23 protein-coding genes are annotated in these 21986 nt (G+C 68.5%); 11 read left to right on the top strand and 12 right to left on the bottom strand.

All coding sequences use genetic code 11. The annotated features are described in order from the left end of the window. The 3 genes from ABZ195_RS23770 to adh form a co-directional block, all read left to right on the top strand. On the top strand, window positions 1-115 hold a 115-nt coding region (locus ABZ195_RS23770), incomplete at its 5' end, for a hypothetical protein (RefSeq protein WP_355222324.1). Window positions 116-193: 78 nt separating this feature from the next. Continuing rightward, complete coding sequence (locus tag ABZ195_RS23775; protein ID WP_355222119.1) at window positions 194-1438, top strand: transcriptional regulator; 1245 nt, start codon at window positions 194-196, stop codon at window positions 1436-1438. A gap of 54 nt (window positions 1439-1492) precedes the next feature. Further along, window positions 1493-3016 (top strand): aldehyde dehydrogenase, encoded by a 1524-nt coding sequence (adh, locus tag ABZ195_RS23780; protein ID WP_355222120.1) that lies wholly within the window; start codon window positions 1493-1495, stop codon window positions 3014-3016. Window positions 3017-3070: 54 nt separating this feature from the next. On the opposite strand, the gene ABZ195_RS23785 is transcribed toward adh, so the two are convergent. From ABZ195_RS23785 to ABZ195_RS23795, 3 genes are all read right to left on the bottom strand, one after another. Further along, window positions 3071-4363 carry a GAF domain-containing protein gene (locus ABZ195_RS23785; RefSeq protein WP_355222122.1) on the bottom strand — a complete coding sequence of 431 codons (1293 nt, stop codon included), beginning with the start codon at window positions 4361-4363 and terminating at the stop codon, window positions 3071-3073. Window positions 4364-4432: 69 nt separating this feature from the next. Beyond that, entirely contained in the window at window positions 4433-5218 is a 786-nt protein-coding gene (locus ABZ195_RS23790; RefSeq protein ID WP_355222124.1) for an acetoin reductase, read from the bottom strand. Continuing rightward, a complete protein-coding gene (locus ABZ195_RS23795; RefSeq protein WP_355222126.1) occupies window positions 5215-6276 on the bottom strand; it encodes a 2,3-butanediol dehydrogenase in 1062 nt (353 codons plus the stop codon). The genes ABZ195_RS23790 and ABZ195_RS23795 overlap by 4 nt, the downstream gene beginning before the upstream one ends. A 117-nt stretch (window positions 6277-6393) precedes the next feature. Between ABZ195_RS23795 and ABZ195_RS23800 the strand changes: the two genes are divergently transcribed. Continuing rightward, window positions 6394-8229, top strand: a complete 1836-nt coding sequence (locus tag ABZ195_RS23800) for an NAD(P)/FAD-dependent oxidoreductase (protein WP_355222127.1) — start codon at window positions 6394-6396, stop codon at window positions 8227-8229. Between the two features lie 22 nt (window positions 8230-8251). Here ABZ195_RS23800 and ABZ195_RS23805 read toward each other — a convergent pair whose 3' ends face one another. After that, window positions 8252-8917 (bottom strand): S1 family peptidase, encoded by a 666-nt coding sequence (locus ABZ195_RS23805; RefSeq protein ID WP_355222325.1) that lies wholly within the window; start codon window positions 8915-8917, stop codon window positions 8252-8254. A 204-nt stretch (window positions 8918-9121) separates the two neighbouring features. Between ABZ195_RS23805 and ABZ195_RS23810 the strand changes: the two genes are divergently transcribed. Beyond that, window positions 9122-9622 carry a phage holin family protein gene (locus ABZ195_RS23810; RefSeq protein ID WP_355222129.1) on the top strand — a complete coding sequence of 167 codons (501 nt, stop codon included), beginning with the start codon at window positions 9122-9124 and terminating at the stop codon, window positions 9620-9622. 77 nt (window positions 9623-9699) lie between these two features. Then, on the top strand, window positions 9700-10584 hold the full coding sequence (locus tag ABZ195_RS23815; RefSeq protein WP_355222327.1) for an alpha/beta hydrolase: 885 nt from the start codon (window positions 9700-9702) through the stop codon (window positions 10582-10584). 2 nt (window positions 10585-10586) lie between these two features. Here ABZ195_RS23815 and marP read toward each other — a convergent pair whose 3' ends face one another. From marP to nth, 4 genes are read right to left on the bottom strand one after another with little or no spacing between them, the layout of a single operon-like run. Beyond that, window positions 10587-11774, bottom strand: coding sequence for an acid resistance serine protease MarP (gene marP, locus ABZ195_RS23820; RefSeq protein WP_355222131.1), 1188 nt, complete (start codon window positions 11772-11774; stop codon window positions 10587-10589). Further along, the gene (locus tag ABZ195_RS23825; RefSeq protein ID WP_355222133.1) at window positions 11771-12562 is read right to left on the bottom strand and encodes a CoA pyrophosphatase; all 792 of its coding nucleotides are present in this window, start codon (window positions 12560-12562) and stop codon (window positions 11771-11773) included. Before ABZ195_RS23825 ends, marP begins: the two co-directional genes overlap by 4 nt. Beyond that, on the bottom strand, window positions 12559-13212 hold the full coding sequence (locus tag ABZ195_RS23830) for a TlpA disulfide reductase family protein (RefSeq protein ID WP_355222135.1): 654 nt from the start codon (window positions 13210-13212) through the stop codon (window positions 12559-12561). Before ABZ195_RS23830 ends, ABZ195_RS23825 begins: the two co-directional genes overlap by 4 nt. 13 nt (window positions 13213-13225) lie before the next feature. Next, window positions 13226-13906, bottom strand: a complete 681-nt coding sequence (gene nth / locus ABZ195_RS23835) for an endonuclease III (protein WP_355222329.1) — start codon at window positions 13904-13906, stop codon at window positions 13226-13228. A gap of 178 nt (window positions 13907-14084) precedes the next feature. Here nth and ABZ195_RS23840 point away from each other — a divergent pair, with 178 nt between their 5' ends. Together ABZ195_RS23840 and crp are read left to right on the top strand one after the other, a co-directional pair. Next, window positions 14085-14408 carry a hypothetical protein gene (locus tag ABZ195_RS23840; RefSeq protein WP_355222137.1) on the top strand — a complete coding sequence of 108 codons (324 nt, stop codon included), beginning with the start codon at window positions 14085-14087 and terminating at the stop codon, window positions 14406-14408. A gap of 99 nt (window positions 14409-14507) precedes the next feature. Further along, window positions 14508-15182: a cAMP-activated global transcriptional regulator CRP gene (gene crp, locus ABZ195_RS23845; RefSeq protein ID WP_263997190.1), complete on the top strand. Its 675-nt coding sequence runs from the start codon at window positions 14508-14510 to the stop codon at window positions 15180-15182. Between the two features lie 32 nt (window positions 15183-15214). Here crp and ABZ195_RS23850 read toward each other — a convergent pair whose 3' ends face one another. Genes ABZ195_RS23850 through ABZ195_RS23860 form a run of 3 tightly spaced genes read right to left on the bottom strand, consistent with a single transcriptional unit; the run spans window position 15215 to window position 16637 of the window. Continuing rightward, on the bottom strand, window positions 15215-15964 hold the full coding sequence (locus ABZ195_RS23850; protein ID WP_355222331.1) for an MBL fold metallo-hydrolase: 750 nt from the start codon (window positions 15962-15964) through the stop codon (window positions 15215-15217). 32 nt (window positions 15965-15996) lie between these two features. Further along, window positions 15997-16452 carry a RidA family protein gene (locus tag ABZ195_RS23855; protein ID WP_355222333.1) on the bottom strand — a complete coding sequence of 152 codons (456 nt, stop codon included), beginning with the start codon at window positions 16450-16452 and terminating at the stop codon, window positions 15997-15999. A gap of 23 nt (window positions 16453-16475) precedes the next feature. Further along, window positions 16476-16637, bottom strand: a complete 162-nt coding sequence (locus ABZ195_RS23860) for a DUF4177 domain-containing protein (RefSeq protein WP_263997194.1) — start codon at window positions 16635-16637, stop codon at window positions 16476-16478. 48 nt (window positions 16638-16685) lie between these two features. Here ABZ195_RS23860 and ABZ195_RS23865 point away from each other — a divergent pair, with 48 nt between their 5' ends. Together ABZ195_RS23865 and ABZ195_RS23870 are read left to right on the top strand one after the other, a co-directional pair. Then, entirely contained in the window at window positions 16686-17732 is a 1047-nt protein-coding gene (locus ABZ195_RS23865; protein ID WP_355222139.1) for an ArsA family ATPase, read from the top strand. Then, window positions 17729-18856, top strand: a complete 1128-nt coding sequence (locus ABZ195_RS23870) for an ArsA family ATPase (RefSeq protein WP_355222141.1) — start codon at window positions 17729-17731, stop codon at window positions 18854-18856. Before ABZ195_RS23865 ends, ABZ195_RS23870 begins: the two co-directional genes overlap by 4 nt. Window positions 18857-18866: 10 nt before the next feature. Here ABZ195_RS23870 and ABZ195_RS23875 read toward each other — a convergent pair whose 3' ends face one another. Beyond that, window positions 18867-19226 carry a WhiB family transcriptional regulator gene (locus ABZ195_RS23875; protein WP_355222335.1) on the bottom strand — a complete coding sequence of 120 codons (360 nt, stop codon included), beginning with the start codon at window positions 19224-19226 and terminating at the stop codon, window positions 18867-18869. A 291-nt stretch (window positions 19227-19517) separates the two neighbouring features. Between ABZ195_RS23875 and ponA2 the strand changes: the two genes are divergently transcribed. Continuing rightward, on the top strand, window positions 19518-21986 hold the full coding sequence (gene ponA2, locus ABZ195_RS23880) for a transglycosylase/D,D-transpeptidase PonA2 (RefSeq protein ID WP_355222143.1): 2469 nt from the start codon (window positions 19518-19520) through the stop codon (window positions 21984-21986).

Consider the following 21986-nt stretch of genomic DNA (forward strand, 5'->3'; position numbering starts at 1 on the left):
CAGCGGCAAGATCATGCGACGCCTGCTCCGAGACGTCGCCGAAGGCCGCGAACTCGGCGACACCTCCACCCTCGTCGACCCCAGCGTCTTCGAAGCCATCCGCGCCGGGAAGTAGCACCGCAGGAGGGGTCGACCGGACTATCGTGGCTCCCACGCGGGGCCGACGTGCCCCCCGCCAGGAGCGTGGTCACCGGTGAGCTCAGCGAGGGTGTCCGACGCCAGCGTGCGGGCCGTCCACGAACTCTTCGTCGCGGGCGAAGTCGACGGCTCCTACCTGGCGACGACCCCCCTACGACGCGTCGTCGTCGACAGCTGGCAGCGCAGCCTGGCCCGCGGCGTCGACCCCGACCGCGGGGGCGCGCAATCGTCGGAGGTGGCGCTCGGCGTGGCTCGGATGCGAGCGCAACATCCGCTGGCGTCGGCGTTGCCGGTCATCCGCCGACTGCTGGTCGAGGACGCCCGATCCTCGGGGGTCATGGTCGCGATCAGCGCGGCGGACGGCACCCTGCTGTGGGTCGAGGGTGACCCCGCGGCGTGCCGTCGGGCCGAGGCGATGAACTTCGTCCCGGGTGCGGACTGGAGCGAGCGGGGCGCCGGCACCAACGCCCCGGGGACGGCCCTGGCACTGGACGCCGAGGTGCAGATTCGCGGCACCGAACACTTCTCCCGCGTCGTTCAGCCGTGGAGTTGCACGGCGGTTCCCGTGCACGACCCCGTCACGGGCACGTTGATCGGGGCCATCGACCTCACTGGCGGCGACGAGGTGTCCTCGGCCCAGACCCTGGCCCTGGTGCGCGCCACGGTGGTCGCCGTGGAGAATCACCTGGCCTTGCTGCGGCTGACCGAACCAGGTCGCGACGAGCGTTGTCGCATGAGGCATTTGCGGGTCCTGGGTACCGAACGGCCGCGATGGGAGAGCGTCGACGAAGGCGGCCGGCGCACGCGCACCGCGCTCACCGGCAGACACGCCGACATCCTGGTGTTGCTGAGCAGGCACCCCGAGGGCCTCAGCGCCGACCACCTGGCGACACTGCTGGACGACGGACACCTCGACGTCGTGACCGTGCGGGCCGAGATGTCACGACTGCGCCGCGTCGTCGGACCCGATCTTCTGGCGTCGCGTCCCTATCGGCTGACGGCCCCCGTCTCGAGCGATGTCGCGGAGGTCTTCGCCGCCCTGGCGGGCGGGGACGTGGCGGCGGCCCTCGACGCGTACGGCGGACCACTGCTGGCCAAGTCGGCGTCCCCCGCCGTCGGACGGTTGCGCACCGAGATCAGCACGAGCCTGCGCGGCGCCGTCCTGGCGACCCGTGACCTGGGGTTGCTGCGCCGCTGGCTGCAGCTACCGGAGGGCTCCGGCGACCGCGACGGGTGGGCTCTGCTGCAGGACGAGGTGCGGTCGTGCAACCGTGCTGCAACCCCTCGTCACCTATCTTGAGTGACGACCGACACATTCTTTCAAGACGTCGTCCCGTTCGTTGGAGAGGAACCCATGACTGTTTACGCGCGGCCCGGCACCGAAGGCTCCCTGATGAGCTTCGAGTCCCGGTACGACAACTGGATCGGCGGCGAGTGGGTGGCCCCCACCGCGGGCCGGTACTTCGAGAACCCGTCACCGATCAACGGCAAGACCTTCTGCGAGGTGGCCCGCTCCGACGAGTCCGACGTCGAGAAGGCCCTCGACGCCGCCCACGCCGCCGCCCCCGCCTGGGGCAAGACCTCGCCCGCCGAACGGGCCAACATCCTCAACAAGATCGCCGACCGCATCGAGGAGAACCTGGAGTCCATCGCCGTCGCCGAGGCGTGGGACAACGGTAAGCCCGTGCGCGAGACCCTCAACGCCGACATTCCGCTGGCGGTGGACCACTTCCGCTACTTCGCGGGAGCGCTTCGGGCGCAAGAGGGTTCGCTGTCGCAGATCGACGAGGACACCGTCGCCTACCACTTCCACGAGCCGCTCGGCGTCGTCGGACAGATCATCCCGTGGAACTTCCCCATCTTGATGGCGGTGTGGAAGCTGGCCCCCGCGCTGGCCGCCGGCAACGCGGTGGTGCTCAAGCCCGCCGAGCAGACCCCGGCGTCGATCCTCTACCTGATGTCGATCATCGGGGATCTGCTGCCCGCCGGTGTGGTCAACGTGGTCAACGGATTTGGCGTCGAGACGGGCAAGCCGCTGGCCTCGAGCAACCGGATCGCCAAGATCGCCTTCACCGGCGAGACCACCACCGGGCGCCTGATCATGCAGTACGCGTCGCAGAATCTGATTCCGGTCACCCTGGAACTGGGCGGCAAGAGCCCCAACATCTTCTTCTCCGACGTGATGTCGCAGGTCGACGACTTTCAGGACAAGGCGCTGGAGGGCTTCACGATGTTCGCCCTCAACCAGGGCGAGGTGTGCACCTGCCCGTCACGTTCCCTGGTGCAGGCCGACATCTACGACGAGTTCATGACCCAGGCCGCGATCCGCACCAAGGCGGTCCGTCAGGGCGACCCGCTGGACACCGAGACGATGATCGGCGCCCAGGCCTCCAACGACCAGCTCGAGAAGATCCTGTCCTACATCGAGATTGGCAAGGACGAGGGCGCCAAGGTCATCACCGGCGGCGAGCGCGCCGAACTGGGTGGTGAGCTGAACGGCGGCTACTACGTGCAGCCCACGATATTCGAGGGCAACAACAAGATGCGGGTGTTCCAGGAGGAGATCTTCGGACCCGTCGTCGCGGTCACCTCGTTCACCGACTACGACGACGCCATCTCCATCGCCAACGACACCCTCTACGGTCTCGGCGCCGGCGTGTGGAGCCGTGACGGCAACACCGCCTATCGCGCCGGTCGCGACATCAAGGCCGGCCGCGTGTGGACCAACTGCTATCACGCGTACCCGGCGCACGCCGCGTTCGGCGGCTACAAGCAGTCCGGCATCGGGCGCGAGAACCACAAGATGATGCTCGACCACTACCAGCAGACCAAGAACCTGCTGGTGTCCTACGGCAACAAGGCCCAAGGCTTCTTCTAGATCCACCGAGTGTTATGAAGTGCGCGAGAGTTCCTCGAATTCTCGCGCACTTCTTCACGTTCGCGGCAGGGTGACCGAGCGCATTGCCCGGATGGCCGGTGCCGTCGAGGCTGCCAGCAGCGTCGCCCGGTCCGCCGGGTAGCAGACGTCGACGACCGCCGACGGCGGAAAGCGATACGGACGCCCGTGCACCAAGCCGGCGAGTTGTCTTCGCAGCCTTGACATCTCGGCCCGAACCGTGACCACCCGGGAGCGATCGCCGTAGAGATCCTCGGCGAGGTCGGGGGCCGACCGCCCATCGCGGTGAGTGGCGAGGACGAGCAGGATCTCGGCGTGCCGGGGTGAGATGTCGTGGCGCCAGCAGCCGAACTGCCCGACCATCTCCAGGGTGGGCGCCCCCGAGTCCCGCACGTCGAGGGTGACCCGCGAGATGCCGGGGGCCGCGTCGTCGTCGGTGGGGCGCACCAGCCAACCGCCAGGGAGCAGTTCGACCTCGCACATGCCCAGCGGCGGCACCCACGCCCGGCCGGGCGCGATCTCCGCCGGCAGCAGGATGCGGTTGTGCATCGGCACCGAGTCCACGGCGGCCACCCACCCGTCGGGGTCGACGGCGAGGGCGGGCGCGCCGATGCGCGCCAGGATCGGTGCGGCCACCGCCCGCAGTCGGTTCAGGGTCTGGTCGTGTTGTTCGCGCAGCCGCGATTCCGCGAGGCGGGCGACGACGTCGACGAGTGCCACGGTGGTCGGGTGCACGGTTGCGGCCGGACCCGACACGTCGACGACTCCGATGACCTGGCCGGTGCGCGGATCCTTGATGGGCGCGCCCGCGCACGTCCACGGGTGATGGCTGCGCTGGTAGTGCTCGGCGGAGAACACCTGAACCGCCCGGTTGGACGCCAGGGCGGTGCCGATGGCGTTGGTGCCGACCGCGTTCTCACCCCAGTGGGCGCCCTCGATGAACCCCAGCCGGTCGGCGTGGTTGAGCACCGACGCCGACCCGCTGCGCCACAGCACCCGGCCCAGTGCGTCGGCCACGACCAGGATGTTGTCCCCGTCGACGATCAGCGACTCCAGGTTGCGCGATACCTCGTCGAGCACGCCGAGCAGACCCGAGGACTTCCGCAGCAACTCGAGACCGGCGAGCTCGACGACCGGCGCCGACAACCGATCGGGCGCAAGGCCGTTGGCCATCATCCGATGCCAGGAGTCCTCGATCACCGACCGCGGGCGGGCAGGGGCGCGCTCACCCGACATCGTGGCGTCGTAGACCGCCGACATCAGCCGGGCGTAGTGCCGCGGGTCTTCGCCGACCGCGACGGCCGGTTCGGGACTGGAAGGGTCTTGCATCACCCCCGATTGTGCTCCGCATCACAGTGCGGCGCCACTAGCCGAACACCCTGCTGGTCGCGCAAGCGCTCATCGATACACCATTCCGCCGTCGATCAGTCCGGCCTGTCCCGTCATGTAGTCGGAATCGGGCCCGGCGAGATAGGACACGAAGCCGGCGACGTCGTCGGGGGTCTCGGCGCGGCCGAGTGCGATACCGCCGACGAACTTCTCGTACGTCTCGCCCTCGGCGGCTCCGGTCAGCGCGGCGAACCGCTTGTCGATCTCCACCCACATGTCGGTGCCGACGACACCGGGGCAGTAGGCGTTGACGGTGATGCCGTCGGCGGCGTGCTCCTTGGCCGCGGCCTGGGTGAGCGCCCGCACGGCGAACTTGGTGGCGCTGTAGACGCCGAGCATGCCGAAGCCCTCGTGGCCGGCGATCGAGGACGCATTGATCACCTTGCCCCTGGTCCCCCGTTCCTTGAACGTGGTCACCGCGGCCTGGATGCCCCACAGCACCCCGTCGACGTTGACCGCCCAGATCTTCGCGACGTCCTCCGGCGTCGTGTCGAGCAGGGGGGCGACCAGGGCGATGCCGGCGTTGTTCACCATGACGTCGAAGCCGCCGAGGGTCGTCGCCGCGTGGTCGACGGCGGCGAAGACCTGATCGCGCTCGCTCACGTCGGCCACGAAAGTGGTTGCCTTCGAACCGAGTCCGGTGATCTCCTCGGCGACCGCGGAGATCCCGTCCGGTCCGATGTCGACCAGCGCCACGTCGGCACCGTCGCGCGCCAGCCGCAGCGCGATGCCCCGGCCGATGCCGCGTCCGGCACCGGTGACCAGGGCGACCTTGCCGGTCAGCGCGCCACTCACGACGCCCCACCCGTGGTCGACGGGTCGACGAGGACCTTCATCTTCGTGCCCGCGTGCAGGGCTTCGAACCCTTCGTCGACGACGTCGTCCAGCGGGATCGAGGTCACCCAGCCGGTGGTGTCGTAGGTGCCCCGGTCCATCAGGTCGATGACGGCGGCGAAGTCCTCGGCGGTGTAGCAGAGCGAGCCCTGAATGCGGGACTCGTTCATCACCAGGTTGAGAAGCGGTGTGGTCAAGGGCTTCTCGTAGATCGCAACACTGACCATCGGACGGCGCGCACCCACGCAGGCCAGTGCCGTCTCGACCGCGGGCGCCACCCCGGCGGCGTCGAACACCGAATCGGCCCCCGCGCCGTTGGTGTGGTCGGCGATGAAGGCGGGGACGTCGACCGCGGTCGGATCGAGCGTGCGGGCGCCGAGCGCCTCGATCGACGCCCGTCGGGTGGCCGACGGTTCCACGACGAAGACGTCCTCTACTCCTTTGCCGCGCAACGCAAACCACAGGCCAATCCCGATGGGGCCGGCACCGAACACCATCGAGGTGCCGTCGGCGCTCGGGTCGCCAAGGGTGGCCGCGTGGTAGGCCACCGACATGGGTTCGACGAGCGCGCCGAGTTCCATCGACACGTCGTCGGGCAGGCGGTGCAGCATGTCGGTCGGCACCACGGTGTACTCGGCCATGCCACCGTCGGACATCAGCCCGTGGAAGCCGATCTGCTGGCAGATGTTGTAGGTGCCCGCCTTGCACGGTCCGCAGTGCCCGCACCGGTAGAGCGGCATGACGGCCACCCGGTCGCCTGCGGCGTAATCGGTGACGTCGTCGCCCACCTCGGTGATGACGCCGGAGAACTCGTGGCCCATGGTCAGCGGCAGCTGCTGCCCGGTCAGCGGGTGCGGTGAGGTTGGGATGAAGATGGGGCCCGCGTAGTACTCGTGCAGATCGGTGCCGCAGATGCCGTTGAACCCGACCTTGACCTTCACGGTGCCCGGCGTGGGATTGGGTTCGGGGACGTCGGCGACCTCGAGTTTGTGGGGTCCGTAGTACACAGCTGCTCTCATGAGCCATGTCTATGTGACGCCGGCCACGTTCGGAAAGAGTTGCACCCCGTTGCATGCCACCGGTGCAACCCGCTGCAACCCTTGCATCCGCTGCCACGGTGGTGTGCTCTGAGTCACATGACCGAAACGATCGAAAAGACGGCCTCCGCGGCCCTCACCCCACAGGCGCGCGTCGACGCCTGGCTCGCCGACTTCGAGGCGGCGTTGGCCGTCCGTGACGTCGAGCGGGTGGTGTCGATGTTCGCCGTCGACTGCTTCTGGCGCGACCTGGTGTCCTTCACCTGGAACCTCAAGACCATGGAAGGTCAGGGGGGCGTGACACGAATGCTGTATGCGCGATTGGCCGAGACCAGCCCGTCGGGTTTCCGCACCCGTGAAGAAGCCACCGCCGACGGCGACGTCGCCAGCGCGTTCATCGAGTTCGAGACCGCGGTTGGACGCGGCACCGGGCACCTGCGCATCAAGCCCGACGCCAACGGCGACGACGTGGCCTGGACCTTGCTGACGGCCATGCAGGAGCTCAAGGGCTACGAGGAGTGCAAGGGCGTCACCCGCGTGCTGGGCGCCGTGCACGGTTCCGACCCCGACACCAGATCGTGGGCGGAGAAGCGGGCGGACGAAGAGCGAGCCCTTGGCCGCAGCGAGCAGCCCTACACACTGGTCGTCGGCGGTGGTCAGGGCGGCATCGCACTCGGCGCGCGGTTACGCCAAATGGGCGTGCCGGCGATCGTGGTCGACCGTCACGAACGTCCCGGCGACCAGTGGCGCAAGCGCTACAAGTCGCTGTGCCTTCACGATCCGGTCTGGTACGACCACCTGCCGTACATGCCCTTCCCGCAGAACTGGCCGGTGTTCGCTCCCAAGGACAAGATCGGCGACTGGCTGGAGTTCTACACCCGCGTCATGGAGGTGCCGTACTGGTCCAAGACCAGCTGCCTGTCCGCTTCCTTCGACGAGACGAAGAAGCAGTGGACCGTCGAGATCGACCGCGACGGGGAGCGGCTGACGCTGCACCCCACGCACTTGGTGCTGGCCACCGGCATGTCCGGCAAGCCGAGCATTCCGACGCTCCCCGGCCAAGATGTCTTCCGCGGCGAGCAACACCACTCCAGCTCCCACCCCGGCCCCGACCGCTACGTCGGCAAGCGCGCCGTGGTGATCGGGTCCAACAACTCGGCCCACGACATCTGCAAGGCGCTCGTCGAGAACGGCGTGGACACCACGATGGTGCAACGCTCGTCGACCCACATCGTGAAGTCGGACTCCCTGATGGAGATCGGCCTCGGCGACCTCTATTCGGAGCGGGCCGTGGCGTCGGGCATGACCACCGAGAAGGCCGACCTGACGTTCGCCTCGTTGCCCTACAAGATCATGCACGAGTTCCAGATCCCGATCTACGACGCCATCCGCGAACGCGACAAGGAGTTCTACGACCGGCTGACCGCCGCGGGCTTCGAATTGGATTGGGGTGACGACGATTCCGGCCTCTTCATGAAGTACCTGCGCCGAGGGTCGGGCTATTACATCGACGTCGGCGCGTGCGACCTGGTCGCCGACGGCACCATCAAGCTCGCCCACGGCCAGGTCGAGAAGCTGACCGAGGACGCGGTGGTGCTCGCCGACGGCACGGTGCTGCCGGCCGACGTCGTGGTCTACGCCACCGGGTACGGCTCGATGAACGGCTGGGCGGCCGATCTGATCGGCCAGGACGTCGCCGACAAGGTCGGCAAGGTCTGGGGCCTAGGCAGCGGGACGACCAAGGATCCGGGCCCGTGGGAGGGCGAGCAGCGCAACATGTGGAAGCCGACGCAGCAGGAGAACCTGTGGTTCCACGGCGGGAATCTGCACCAGTCCCGGCACTATTCGCTGTATCTGGCCCTGCAGCTCAAGGCGCGATACGAGGGTCTGCCGACCCCGGTCTACGGGCTACAGGAAGTGCACCACCTGAGTTAGGAATCCTCGGCGGAGCCGAGAACTAAGCGGCAGGAGCGCCGACCGGGACGAAGCCGGAGCCCGGTCGGTTCTTCGCGTCGATGTCGGCCAGGATCGACGTCATCGACATGGTGACCGCCGGGGTGTGCAGCGGGATGAACTTCACCACGCAGGTGGGCAGGTCCTCGCTGAAGGCGCCGTGGATCATCCCGACCAGCTTGTCGTCGACCGTCACCGGGGCGCCGGAGTCGCCGGGTTGGCCGCACACCTGGTTGAGGATGGTGCCGGGTTTGTCACCCGGTCCCCAGGTGACGCCGCACGACTGGCCCGTGGTGCGGCCGAGCTTGCAGGCGTTCTCGCCGAATGCCGGATCGGGGCCGAGGCCGTCGATCTCGAAGCCGTCGATCGAGTTGACGGGTTGGACCTTGGCGGGGTCGAACTGGATCACCGCGTAGTCGAGGCCGTCGTTGCCGGCGACCATCGTGCCGACCACGCCGCTGGAGGGAGCACGTTCGGAGGCCACCTGCGCGCCGGGCCCGCCGCAATGCGCGGAGGTGAACCCGATCAGGTTGCCCTTGGAGTCGTTGCCGATGGTCGTGAGGGTGCAGAACGTGTCACCGTTGATCACGATCCCCGACCCGCCTCCGAGTACGACCTTGTCCTCGGCGTGGGAGACGGCCAGCAGCGGTGAGGTCAGGGCGGCGATCAGGACGACGAAGAGCGCGGACAGGACGAACGGGCTGCGACGACTTCGTACGAACTGCAAGAAACCTCCTCGGCCGCTGCCCCGCCCGACGGCCAAGCACGGCCAGTCTAACGTCGGCCGGAATCGTTGCGCGGCCCGCGACATGGCAACATGGGCGCCGACCCCCATGACATGCGGGAGAGTAATTCGAACGGGGAGGACGTGTCCGTGAGCAATGGCGACCGCAAGAGCGGCGTTCCGACGACGGTGACCTCGATTCCACTGGTGGATCCGCACGCGCCGAAGCCCGACCCGTCGGTGGGCGATCTGGTCAAGGACGCGACGGCGCAGATGTCCACGCTGGTGCGTGCCGAAGTCGAACTCGCGCGCGCCGAGATCACCCGCGACGTCAAGAAGGGCCTGACGGGCAGCGTCTACTTCGTCATGGCGCTGGTCGTCCTGTTCTACTCCACGTTCTTCTTCTTCTTCTTCGTCGCCGACTTGCTGGACCTGTGGCTGCAGAAGTGGGCCGCCGACCTGATCGTGTTCGGCCTGATGCTGCTGAGCACCGGTGCGCTGGCATTCCTGGGCTGGCGCAAGGTGCGCAAGATCCGAGGCCCGCAGAAGACGATCGAGTCGGTCAAGGAGGCGCGGGTGGCGTTGGTGCCCGGCGGCGACAAGTCCCCGGCGAAGCCGGCCGTGCCGACGGCAGACCCCTCCGGCTGGTAGTGGCACGCTCCCGGGGGCGCATCACCCAGCCGCCACCCGATCCGTCGGTCACGCGCATCGCTGGGCCGTGGCGACACATGGACGTGCACGCCAACGGAATCCGCTTCCACGTCGTCGAGGCGAACCCCCCCGGCGAGTTCTCCGACGACCAGCCGTTGGTGATCTTGTTGCACGGCTTCGGGTCGTTCTGGTGGTCCTGGCGCCACCAGCTCCGCGGGTTGCACGGCGCGCGGGTGGTGGCGGTGGACCTGCGGGGGTACGGCGGCAGCGACAAACCGCCCCGCGGCTACGACGGCTGGACACTCGCCGGTGACACCGCCGGCTTGGTGCGCGCGCTCGGACACGAGACCGCCACCTTGGTGGGCCACGCCGACGGCGGATTGGTCTGCTGGGCCACCTCGGTGCTGCACCCCCGCGTGGTGAGATCCATTGCGGTCATCAGCTCGCCGCATCCCGTCGCGCTGCGCGCCTCGGCGTTGACGCGCCGTGATCAGGGGATGGCCCTGCTGCCGTGGATGCTGCGCTACCAACTGCCCGTGTGGCCGGAACGATCGCTCGTACGTGACGACGCAGCCGAACTCGAGGCCGTCGTCCGCAGCCGGGCCGGTGCCAATTGGCTTGCCTCGCAAGACTTCGCCGAATCGATGCCACACCTGCGCCGGGCCGTCCAGATCCCGTCGGCGGCGCACTCGGCGCTGGAGTACCAGCGCTGGGCGGTTCGCAGCCAGCTTCGCAGTGAGGGGCGCCGCTTCATGCGGTCGATGAAGCGGCCGTTGTCGGTACCCGTGCTCCACGTACGCGGGGACGCCGACCCGTACGTGCTCGCCGATCCGGTGCGACGCACCCAGAAACTGGTGCCGCACGGCCGGTACGTGTCGATCGCCGGGTCGGGGCACTTCGCACACGAGGAGAATCCCGAACTGGTCAACGAGCAGCTGACGAGGTTCCTCGCGGGCGGCTGAGGTCAGGAGATGCAGGTGTCGGTCGACACCCGCTGCGTATTGCCGGCCTTGGCCATCTGCTTCTCCACCTCGGTGGAGGTCAGCACGAAGCCGGTGTCCGCGTCGTCCACGGCCGCACCGAAGACCACACCGAGCACCTTGCCGTCCTTGTCGATCAACGGTCCGCCCGAATTACCTTGGCGCACAGTGCCTCTGATGGTGTACACCTCGCGGGTGACCGTCGTCGTGTGGTAGATGTCCGGACCGTTGAGCTGGATGATCTCGCGGATGCGGCCGGGGGTGGCGGTGAACTCGCCGCCGCCGGGATACCCCATCACCAACGCATCGGTACCGCTGGTCGCCTCCTGCATGTCGAACTGCAGCGGCTTGGCCGGCAGGTCGGGAACGTCGAGGATGGAGATGTCGGCGTTCGGGTCGTAGGAGACCACCGTCGCGTCGTAGGTCTTGCCGTCGGACTCCACGGTCACGCTCTCGGACCCGGCGACGACGTGGGCGTTGGACATCACCCGGTTGGGGGCGACGACGAATCCGCTGCCCTCGAGCACCTTCTGGCAGCTGGTGGCCACCCCGCGGATCTTCAGCACGCTCGGCCGAGTCGCCGCGACCACCGGGTCGGACGCCAGGGCGGCGTCGGGAGCGTCCACGTTGACGATCGGGGTGCGGCCGAATGGTTGCAGCACGTCGGGCAGCCCGGAGGTGTCCAGCAGCGAGGACAACCGCGTCGGCACCTTCTTGAGCCACGCGGGGGCCGCCTCGTCGACCGCCGACAGGACGCGCGAACCGCGCACGGCCGCCGCGAGATTCGGCTGGTCCGACGACGTCAGCGGGGTGGCCAGCAGCCAGGCCGCCACCAACACCGCGACCAGTTGCAGCGCGACCCCGACGAACGAGTCCACGGTCCGCAGACCGCCGTTGCGGATCGCACCGCGCACCGCCCGCCCCAGCACCACGCCGGCGATCTCGCCGATCACGACGAGCCCGAGGATCAGGAACAGCGCCACGAACAGCTTGGTGCGGGGGCCGTCGACGTGGCCGACGACGTGCGGCGCCAGCAGCACGCCGGCCACCGCGCCGAGGATCACGCCGACGAAGGACAGCAGCGAGCCAAGCGCGCCCGACCGCCATCCGGAGACGGCGGCGACGAAGGCGATGGCGAGGACGGCCAGATCGAGCCACTGCGACGAAGTCATTGTGGGCCCTCACGGTAATCGGTGCCGCCGCCGACGAGCGCCATTGCCGCGTCGAGTTCGCGCACGTCGTCGGTGTCCCACGGCTGCGCCCAACCGGCGACGTCGAGAATCGCCGAGATCACCTGGCCGGTGAAACCCCAGACCAGCATCTGGTTCAGCATGAACGCGGGCCCGGCGAACCGGGTGGTGTTCTCCTTGCGGTACACCATCAGCCGATTCTCGGGATTGACGAAGGCGCGGACGGGAACGCGGGCGACGATGGCCGTCTCGCTCTCGTCCACCACGCCAACCGGGCCCGGGTCGGGCGAGTAGGCCAGCACCGGCACGACGTGGAAGCCCGACGGCGGGATGAACATCCGGTCGAGTGTGGCCAGGGGCTGCAACCGCGTCACGTCGACGCCGGTCTCCTCGTTGGCCTCGCGCAGCGCAGTGCCGACGGGACCGCCGTCGCCGGGATCGGCCGCGCCGCCGGGGAAGGCGGCCTGGCCGGCGTGCTGGCGCAACGTGGACGCTCGGACGGTGAGCAGCAGGTCGGCGTCGGGGGGCAGGCCGCCCGTGGGTGAGTCGAACGGCCCGGAGAACAGCACCAGGACCGCGGCATCGCGCTTGGCCCCGGTCATCGTGGCTGCGGCGTTGGCGACCGTGATGGCGGCGAGCACGTCGGCGGGCACCCGCTCGCGGTAGGCGCGCGGCACGTCGGCGACGTTGTCGAGCAGCGGCTCGAGCCAGGACGGGGCCGCTGCGGTATCGAGGGCAGCAGTGGGCCCCCCGTCACCGTTCGAGGTCAACCGCGCACTCCCATCGCTGGATTCACCGCCGCGGCGATCTCATCGGCGCTGGTGAACGCACGCGGCAGGATTTTGGCCACCGTACCGTCCGAGCGCAGCACCACGGTGGCGGGCATGACGTTGGGCACCTTCAGCGCGGCGGCGACCAGCCGCCGACCGTCCTGCAGGGTGGGCAGCTCGACGCCGAGTTCGGCCAGCCGCAGCAGTGCCGCGGTCTCGTTCTCGTCCTGGTGCACGGTCAGCACCGTCACGGCCGGTCCCATCCGGCGCTGGTACTCCGCCATGGCCGGTAATTCGTCGGCGCAGGGTCCACACCAGTAGGCCCACAGGTTGAGCACCACGTTGTGGCCGGCGACGATCGCTCCCACGTCGGCGCGAGCACCATCCGCGGCGCACTCGACCGTGACGCCGTTCAGGGCCACGGGACTCGGCCCTGCCGACGGGGCGGGGCACGGCGGCAGGGCCGCCTTGGCGCGCGGGCCGGCCAATGCCTCCGCGGTGTCGGCGTCACGATGCTCCCGGGCCACCCCGACGCTCGGACCGCCGGTCCCGGCGACCGGATCCTCCGCGCCGATCTCCCGCCACAGGGCGACGACCAGCGCGACGACGACCACGAGACCCGCCAGGGTCCACCGGGTGGATGCGCGCACGAAGGCCGGGTCTCTACAGACCGGCCATGGCGAGCAGGTGTTCGGTCTCCGGGCCCTTCACCAACTTGGCGGCGGCGAGCGGATCCGTCGGGCCAAGGCCGAACGACGGGCAATCCTTGGCAAGCACGCATACGCCGCAGGCCGGCTTCTTGGCGTGACACACCCGGCGGCCGTGAAAGATCACCCGGTGGCTCAGCAGCGTCCACTCCTTGCGTGGGATCAGCTCGCCGATCGCGAACTCGACCTTCACCGGATCCTCGAGTTCGGTCCACCGCCAGCGGCGCACCAATCTGCCGAAGTGGGTGTCGACGGTGATGCCCGGGATGTCGAACGCGTTGCCGAGGACGACGTTGGCCGTCTTGCGACCGATGCCGGGCAACGTCACCAACTCGTCGAGCGTCGCGGGCACCTCCCCGTCGAATCGCTCGACCAACTCCTGGCCCAACCGGATCAACGAATTGGCCTTGTTCCGATAGAAGCCCGTGGTGCGGACCAAGGCCTCCAGTTCCTCGCGATCGGCGCCCGCGTAATCCGCGGCCGTCCGGTACTTCGCGAACAACGCCGGGGTGGCCAGGTTGACGCCCTTGTCGGTGCTTTGAGCCGACAGGATGGTCGCGACGGCGAGCTCCAGCGGATTGGTGAAGTCCAGCTCGCAGTAGACGTGCGGAAAAGCTTGGGAGAGCGTGCGATTCATCCGCCGAGCCCGTCGAACCAGCCCGGTGCGAGTCTCGTCGTCGTACTTGGCGGATTTGGGGGCCACCACTGCGCGCGTTGCCACGTCCGCCAGCCTACTGAGGCAACCGTCGAGTGTAAGCGCGGACCGGTGGCATTTCGTGATGCCCCTGAGACCTCCGGCGTGTTTACTTCGCCATGTGTCCTGGTTGCTCGTGGTGTTCATCCCGGCGTTGCTGATGTTGGCGACGTTCGGGCTCGACCGGTTGGAGGCCGGCCTCGACGACGACACCGTGTCTCCGGCGGACGTCACCGCATCCCTGGAACGCGCCAAGGCGGTCTGCGCCAAACCCGCCGCCCGCACCCGTGCCGTGGACTCCTACGAGTTGCTCGACGACGGATATGACGACGTCTGCCGCGAAAGCGTATTCACGCGATCGGCGCGGGATTTGCCGACGCGCGTGATCATTCCGCACGAATCGAATACGGAATTTCGGCCGACTCGCCACGCCTTTCGTGTGTAGCGTTGGCACGTCGCGAAGACCTCAGCGCTTAGACTGAATTCGCCATCCCGGCCGGGGTGGCCTTCGTGTGTCATATTTCCGACGGTGTTAAGGGGCAACGTGGACGAGATCCTGGCGAGGGCCGGAATCTTCCAGGGAGTGGAACCGACTGCGGTCTCCGCGCTGACCAAGCAATTGCAGCCCGTCGACTTCCCGCGTGGGCACACCGTGTTCGCCGAGGGCGAGCCGGGCGACCGGCTCTACATCATCATCTCGGGCAAGGTGAAGATCGGCCGACGCTCCCCGGACGGCCGCGAGAACCTGCTCACCATCATGGGTCCGTCGGACATGTTCGGCGAGCTGTCGATCTTCGACCCGGGCCCCCGCACGTCGAGCGCCACCACCATCACCGAAGTCCGCGCCGTGTCGATGGACCGTGAAGCGCTGCGCGCCTGGATCGCCGACCGCCCCGAGATCGCCGAGCAACTCCTGCGCGTGCTGGCCCGTCGCCTGCGTCGCACCAACAACAACTTGGCCGACCTCATCTTCACCGACGTGCCCGGCCGCGTCGCCAAGCAGCTGCTGCAGCTCGCACAGCGCTTCGGCACGCAGGAGGGCGGCGCCCTGCGCGTCACCCACGACCTCACGCAGGAGGAGATCGCCCAGTTGGTCGGCGCCTCCCGCGAGACGGTCAACAAGGCCCTCGCCGACTTCGCCCACCGCGGTTGGATTCGCCTGGAGGGCAAGAGCGTGTTGATCAGCGACTCCGAGCGGCTGGCCCGCCGAGCGAGGTAGCGAGCGAGCATCGGGCCCAGCGCGCGCTTCCGCTAGTTTCGGAGGTAGTCCAGCTGCGCCTGCACGCTCCACTCGGCGTGCTCCCACAGCTTCTCGTCGACGTCGGTGTAGACGTGCTCGACGATCTGGCGGGCGGTCGCCTCCTCGCCCAGCACCCGCAACGCCCCGCGCACCTGGTTCAGCCGATCCTCGCGATGCGCCAGGTACGTCCCCGTCACCGCCTCCAGATCGGCGAGATCCGGTCCGTGCCCGGGCAGTACGGCGCGGCGGCCCAGACCCCGTAACCGCCGCAGCGACTCCAGGTAGTCGCGCAGGCTGCCGTCCTCGTTGTCGATGACCGTCGTCCCGCGGCCCAGCACCGTGTCCGCGGTCAGCACGGCATCGTCCAACGCGAACGACAGCGAGTCGGCCGTGTGTCCCGGGGTGGCCACGACCGTGATGCGCACACCGGCGGCGTCGATCACCTCGCCGTCGACCAGCGGACCGCCCATCCCGCGCAGGAATCCGCTGCCCACCGAGCGCACCGTCGCACCCGTGCGCTCGACGAGTGCGTCGATCCCGTCGGTGTGGTCGCCGTGCTTGTGACTGATCAGCACCAGCGGGATCTTGCCGAGGGCGGCGATCCGGTCGACGTGGGCAATGTCGTCGGGCCCCGGGTCGACGATCACCATCTCGTCGCTGCCCGGCCCCCGAAGAACCCAGGTGTTGGTGCCCTCCAGGGTCATCAGGCCCGGGTTGTCGCACAACAGCACCGACGCCGTGTCGGTGACGCGGCGCAGCATTCCGTACGCCGGATGCACGATGCCCTCCGACGTCACGCGACCTCTACGATCAGCTCCACTTCCACCGGCGCATTCAGAGGCAACTCCGACACCCCGACCGCCGAGCGCGCATGCACCCCGGCGTCACCGAAGACGTCACCGAGCAATTGCGACGCACCGTTGACCACGCCGGGCTGGCCGTTGAAACCTGGTGCGGAGGCGACGAATCCGACCACCTTGACCACCCGGACCACCGCGTCGATGCCGACGAGGGCGTGCACGGCGGCCAGCGCGTTCAGCGCACACGTACGCGCCAGATCCTTGGCCTCCTCCGCGGTGACCTCGGCGCCCACCTTGCCCGTCTGCGGCAGTTCGCCGCCGACCATCGGCAACTGCCCGGAGGTGTAGACCAGGCTGCCCGTCCGAACGGCGGGCACGTAGGCGGCCAACGGGGCGACCACCGCGGGGAGTTCGATGCCCAGCTCCGCCAACCGTTTCGACGGCGTCACCGAGTCGCTGCGCTCGGCGGACGTCACTTTGGTCGCTTCATGTACGCCACCAACTGCTCGCCCGTCGGCCCGGGAACGACCGAGACCAACTCCCACCCGTCCTCACCCCACTGGTCGAGGATCTGCTTGGTCGCATGGGTCAGTAGTGCCACGGTCACGTATTCCCACCGGGTCGGTTCGCTCATGGGCCCGAGCTTATCGGTGCCCGTGCATCAGATGGCTAGCATGCAGGAGTGAGCAACGATGTTCCCGATCCCAGCAGCCGTTCCGTAGGCTGGCCGTCCCGGCTCAACGAAGCGCGACTTCACTTCGTGACCGGCAAGGGCGGCACGGGCAAGTCGACGATCGCCGCGGCGCTGGCGCTGGCGCTGGCCGCGGGCGGTCGCAAGGTGCTGCTCGTCGAAGTCGAGGGCCGCCAAGGCATCGCGCAACTCTTCGACGTTCCACCGCTGCCGTATGAAGAGGTCAAGATCGCGACCGCCGAGCGAGGCGGCCAGGTCAACGCACTGGCCATCGACACCGAGGCCGCGTTCCTCGAATACCTCGACATGTTCTACAACCTGGGCATCGCCGGCCGGGCGATGCGCCGCATCGGCGCCGTCGAGTTCGCGACGACGATCGCACCCGGGCTGCGCGACGTGCTGCTCACCGGCAAGGTCAAGGAGATCGTGGTGCGGTCTCAGAAGCAGGGCACCAAGAATGCGAAGGGCAAGCCCACGGCATACGACGCCGTCGTGGTCGACTCCCCGCCGACCGGCCGCATCGCGCGCTTCCTCGACGTCACCAAGGCCGTCTCCGATCTGGCCAAGGGCGGGCCGGTGCACTCGCAGGCCGAGGGCGTGGTCAAGCTGCTGCACTCCGAGCTGACGGCCATCCACCTCGTCACGCTGCTGGAGGCCCTGCCCATCCAGGAGACCCTGGAGGCCGTCGACGAGCTCAAGGAACTCGGGTTGCCGATCGGCAGCGTCATCGTCAACCGCAACATCCCCGCCTACCTCGACGCGGACGACCTCGCGAAGGCCGCCGAGGGGGACGTCGACGCGGACGCGGTGCGCGCGGGCCTCGCCAAGGTGGGAATCACGTTGGGCGACGACGACTTCGCCGGTCTGCTCACCGAGACCATTCAGCACGCGACGCGGATCAGCGCGCGTGCCGAGAGTGCGGCCCAACTCGACGAGGTCGACGTGCCGCGGCTGGAACTGCCCGCCATCTCCGACGGTGTCGACCTGGGCAGCCTGTACGAACTCGCCGAAGCGCTTGGCCAGCAAGGAGTGAGATGAGCCCCGCACCCACCCCGCTCGATCTGCAATCGATCCTCGTCGACCGATCCAATCGCGTCGTGGTGTGTTGCGGCGCAGGCGGTGTCGGTAAGACCACGACCGCTGCGGCGATGGCGCTGCGGGCGGCGGAGTACGGCCGCACCGTGGTCGTGTTGACCATCGACCCGGCCAAGCGCCTCGCCCAGGCGCTGGGCATCAAGGACCTTGGCAACACGCCGCAGCGCGTGCCGCTGGCCCCCGAGGTGACCGGCGAACTGCACGCGATGATGCTCGACATGCGTCGCACGTTCGACGAGATGGTCATCCAGTACTCCGGCGGCGACCGCGCGGAGGCGATCTTGGAGAACCAGTTCTACCAAACCGTCGCAACGTCTCTGGCGGGCACGCAGGAGTACATGGCCATGGAGAAGCTCGGCCAGTTGCTCGGCGAGGACAAGTGGGACCTGGTCGTGGTGGACACTCCCCCGTCGCGCAACGCGCTGGACTTCCTCGACGCCCCGAAGCGGCTCGGCAGCTTCATGGACAGTCGGTTGTGGCGTCTGCTGTTGGCGCCGGGCCGGGGCATCGGCAAGCTGGTGACCGGCGCGGTCGGGCTGGCGATGAAGGCGCTCTCGACGGTGCTGGGCTCTCAGATGCTCTCCGACGCCGCCGGTTTCGTTCAAGCCCTGGACTCGACGTTCAGCGGGTTCCGGGAGAAGGCGGACCGCACCTACGAATTGTTGAAGCGCCGCGGCACCCAGTTCGTCGTCGTCTCGGCTGCCGAGCCCGACGCCCTGCGGGAGGCGTCGTTCTTCGTCGACCGGCTCTCCACCGAGAAGATGCCGCTCGCCGGCCTGATCCTCAACCGCACGCACCCCACGCTGTGCGACCTGCAAATCGACAAGGCCCGGGAGTCCGCGGATCAGTTGTCGGGCGACGGCGCCGACGACGGCTTGGCCGCGGCGGTGCTGCGGGTGCACGCCGACCGCGCCCAGACGGCGAAGCGGGAGGTGCGCCTGCTGTCTCGGTTCACCGGAGCCAACCCGCAGGTGGCGATCGTCGGTGTGCCCTCGTTGCCGTTCGACGTCTCCGACCTCGAAGCGCTGCGGGCGATCGCCGATCAGATCACCGGCAGCCTGGACTGAGCCGGGCGGATTAGACGGCGCTGCGGTGCTTGCGCTGGGCGGCGAAGAATTCGGCCCAGGACACGACCTCGGGATGCTGCTTGAGCAGGGCCCGGCGCTGACGCTCGGTCATGCCGCCCCACACGCCGAACTCGACGCGGTTGTCCAGTGCGTCGGCTCCGCATTCGGAGATCACCGGGCAGTGCCGGCAGATGACGGCGGCCTTGCGCTGAGCGGCACCGCGAACGAACAGCTCGTCGGGGTCGGCCTGGCGGCAACGGGCCTGCGACACCCAGGCGATGCGGGCTTCTGCTTCGGCGCTTTGAACCACCACACCGTTGACTGGGGAACTCGTGACTGTCCTGCGCGCCGCGGGCCGTATTCCTGACACCAGCGATCCCTTCGTCCAGCCGCCCCCTGCGACGGCGCAGTCTTCGGTGTAGTTCGCCATTGCGATCTACGCCACATTGCGATTGGGAGTGTTACCTAGATCGCACTGTCAGTCAAAGCTAGGTGGTCAGGGGGGTTTTGCGCAACAGCTAAATCACGAATTTTTGGGACGACCGTGCCGTGATACATCCTTGCCTACGATTTGCGGTTGCGCAGCGCAGCCCCGGGGGGGTCGGTGCCACCGCTGCGGTGCTGGTAAGGATCGGTCCGCCTCTCTCGCTACTCTGTAGCCATGTCCGACCGATCGCAGGCGACGCCGCCGCCGCGGCGCGTGCCCGCCGCGGTCACGCTGATCAAGCTCGCCTGGTGCGTTCTGCTGGCCAGCGTCGTCGCCGCGGGCCTGATGTTCCCGTTGGTCGGCGGCTTCGGCTTGATGTCCAACCGCGCCTCCGACGTCGTCGCCAACGGTTCCGCCCAACTGGTCGAGGGTGAGGTTCCGGCGGTGTCGACGATGGTCGACGCCAAGGGCAACCCGCTCGCCTGGCTCTACACCCAGCGCCGATTCGAGGTCAAGAGCGACCAGATCGCCAACTCGATGAAGCTGGCGATCGTCTCCATCGAGGACAAGCGTTTCGCCGAGCACAACGGCGTCGACTGGAAGGGCACGCTCACCGGCCTGTCCGGCTACGTCACCGGCGCGGCCGACACCCGCGGCGGCTCCACCCTCGAACAGCAGTACGTCAAGAACTACCAACTCTTGGTGATCGCGCAGACCGACGCCGAGAAGCGCGCGGCGATCGAGACCACGCCCGCCCGCAAGCTGCGCGAGATCCGCATGGCGCTGACGCTGGACAAGACCTTCACCAAGTCGGAGATCCTGACGCGCTACCTCAACCTGGTGTCGTTCGGCAACGGCGCGTTCGGTGTGCAGGACGCCGCGCAGACCTACTTCGGCGTCGACGCCTCTCAGCTGAACTGGCAGCAGGCCGCTCTGCTGGCGGGCATGGTGCAGTCGACGAGTGCGCTGAATCCGTACACCAACCCCGAGGGCGCCCTGGAACGTCGAAACGTGGTGCTGGACACCATGATCGACAATGTTCCACAGGAGGCCGACGCACTGCGCGCCGCGAAGCAGGAGCCACTCGGCGTGCTCCCGCAGCCCAACGAACTACCGCGCGGTTGCATCGCCGCCGGCGACCGCGCGTTCTTCTGCGACTACGTGCTCGACTACCTGGCCCGCGCCGGGATCAGCAAGGAGCAGGTCGCCAAGGGCGGCTATCTGATCAAGACCACGTTGGACCCCGACATCCAGAACTCGGTGAAGTCGGCGATCACCAACTTCGCCGCGCCAGACCTCGACGGCGTCGCCAGCGTCATGAACGTCATCAAGCCGGGCAAGGACTCCCACCCGATCGTGGCCATGGCGTCCAATCGCACCTACGGGCTCAACGGCGACACCGGCGAGACCATGCAACCGCAGCCCTTCTCCCTGGTCGGTGACGGCGCGGGCTCGATCTTCAAGTTGTTCACCACCTCGGCGGCGCTGGAGATGGGCATGGGCATCAACGCCCAGCTGGACGCTCCGGCGCGCTTCGAGGCCAAGGGCCTCGGCAGCGGTGGCGCCAAGGGGTGCCCGCCGGCCACGTGGTGCGTGCTCAACGACGGCAGCTACCGCGGCGCCATCAGCGTCACCGACGCCTTGGCGACCTCGCCCAACACCGCCTTCGCGAAGCTCATCTCCCAGGTCGGGGTGCAACGCACCGTCGACATGGCGGTCAAGCTGGGGCTTCGGTCCTATGCGCTGCCCGGCACGGCCCGCGCCTACGACCCGGACAGCAACGAGAGCCTGGCCGACTTCGTGAAGCGGCAGAATCTCGGCTCGTTCACCCTGGGCCCCATCGAGGTCAACCCGCTCGAGCTGTCGAACGTCGCCGCCACCCTGGCCTCGGGGGGCACGTGGTGCCCGCCCAACCCGATCGACAAGATCTACGACCGCAACGGCAAGGACGTCTCGGTCACCACCGAGACCTGCGAGCAGGTCGTGCCCGAGGGGCTGGCCAACACCCTGGCCAACGCCATGAGCAAGGACGACCAGAGCGGCACCGCCGCGAGTGCGGCCAGTTCGGCCGGCTGGTCCCTGCCGGTGTCCGGCAAGACGGGGACCACCGAGGCACACCGGTCCTCGGGCTTCCTGGGGTTCACCAACGCCTACGCCGCGGCCAACTACATCTACGACGACTCATCCTCACCGTCGGACCTGTGCTCGTTCCCGTTGCGGCAGTGCGGTTCGGGCAACCTCTACGGCGGCAACGAACCGGCGCGCACCTGGTTCACCGCGATGAAGCAGTTCACCCCCGACGACGTGGCGCTGCCGCCGACCGATCCGCGCTACGTCGACGGGGCGCCGGGCTCGAAGGTGCCCAGCGTGGCGGGCATGACCCAAGACCTGGCTCGGCAACGCCTCAAGGACGCCGGATTCCAGGTCGCCGATCAGGCCACCCCCGTCAACAGCTCGTCACCCGCGGGCGCGGTCGTCGGGACCTCCCCCAACGGCCAGACCGTGCCGGGCTCGATCATCACGATCCAGATCAGCAACGGCATCGCCCCGGCGCCACCACCACCGCCGCCGGGATTGCCGTTCGACCCCAACGATCCGAACGCGATCCCCGCACCCGTGGGGTCCACGGTCGTGATGATCCCCGGTCTGCCGCCCATCACGGTTCCGGTGCTGGGTCCGCCCCCGCCACCGCCGCCTCCGTAG

Source organism: Mycobacterium sp. NPDC006124, from assembly GCF_040614235.1.
In the GTDB taxonomy this organism is placed as follows: domain Bacteria; phylum Actinomycetota; class Actinomycetes; order Mycobacteriales; family Mycobacteriaceae; genus Mycobacterium.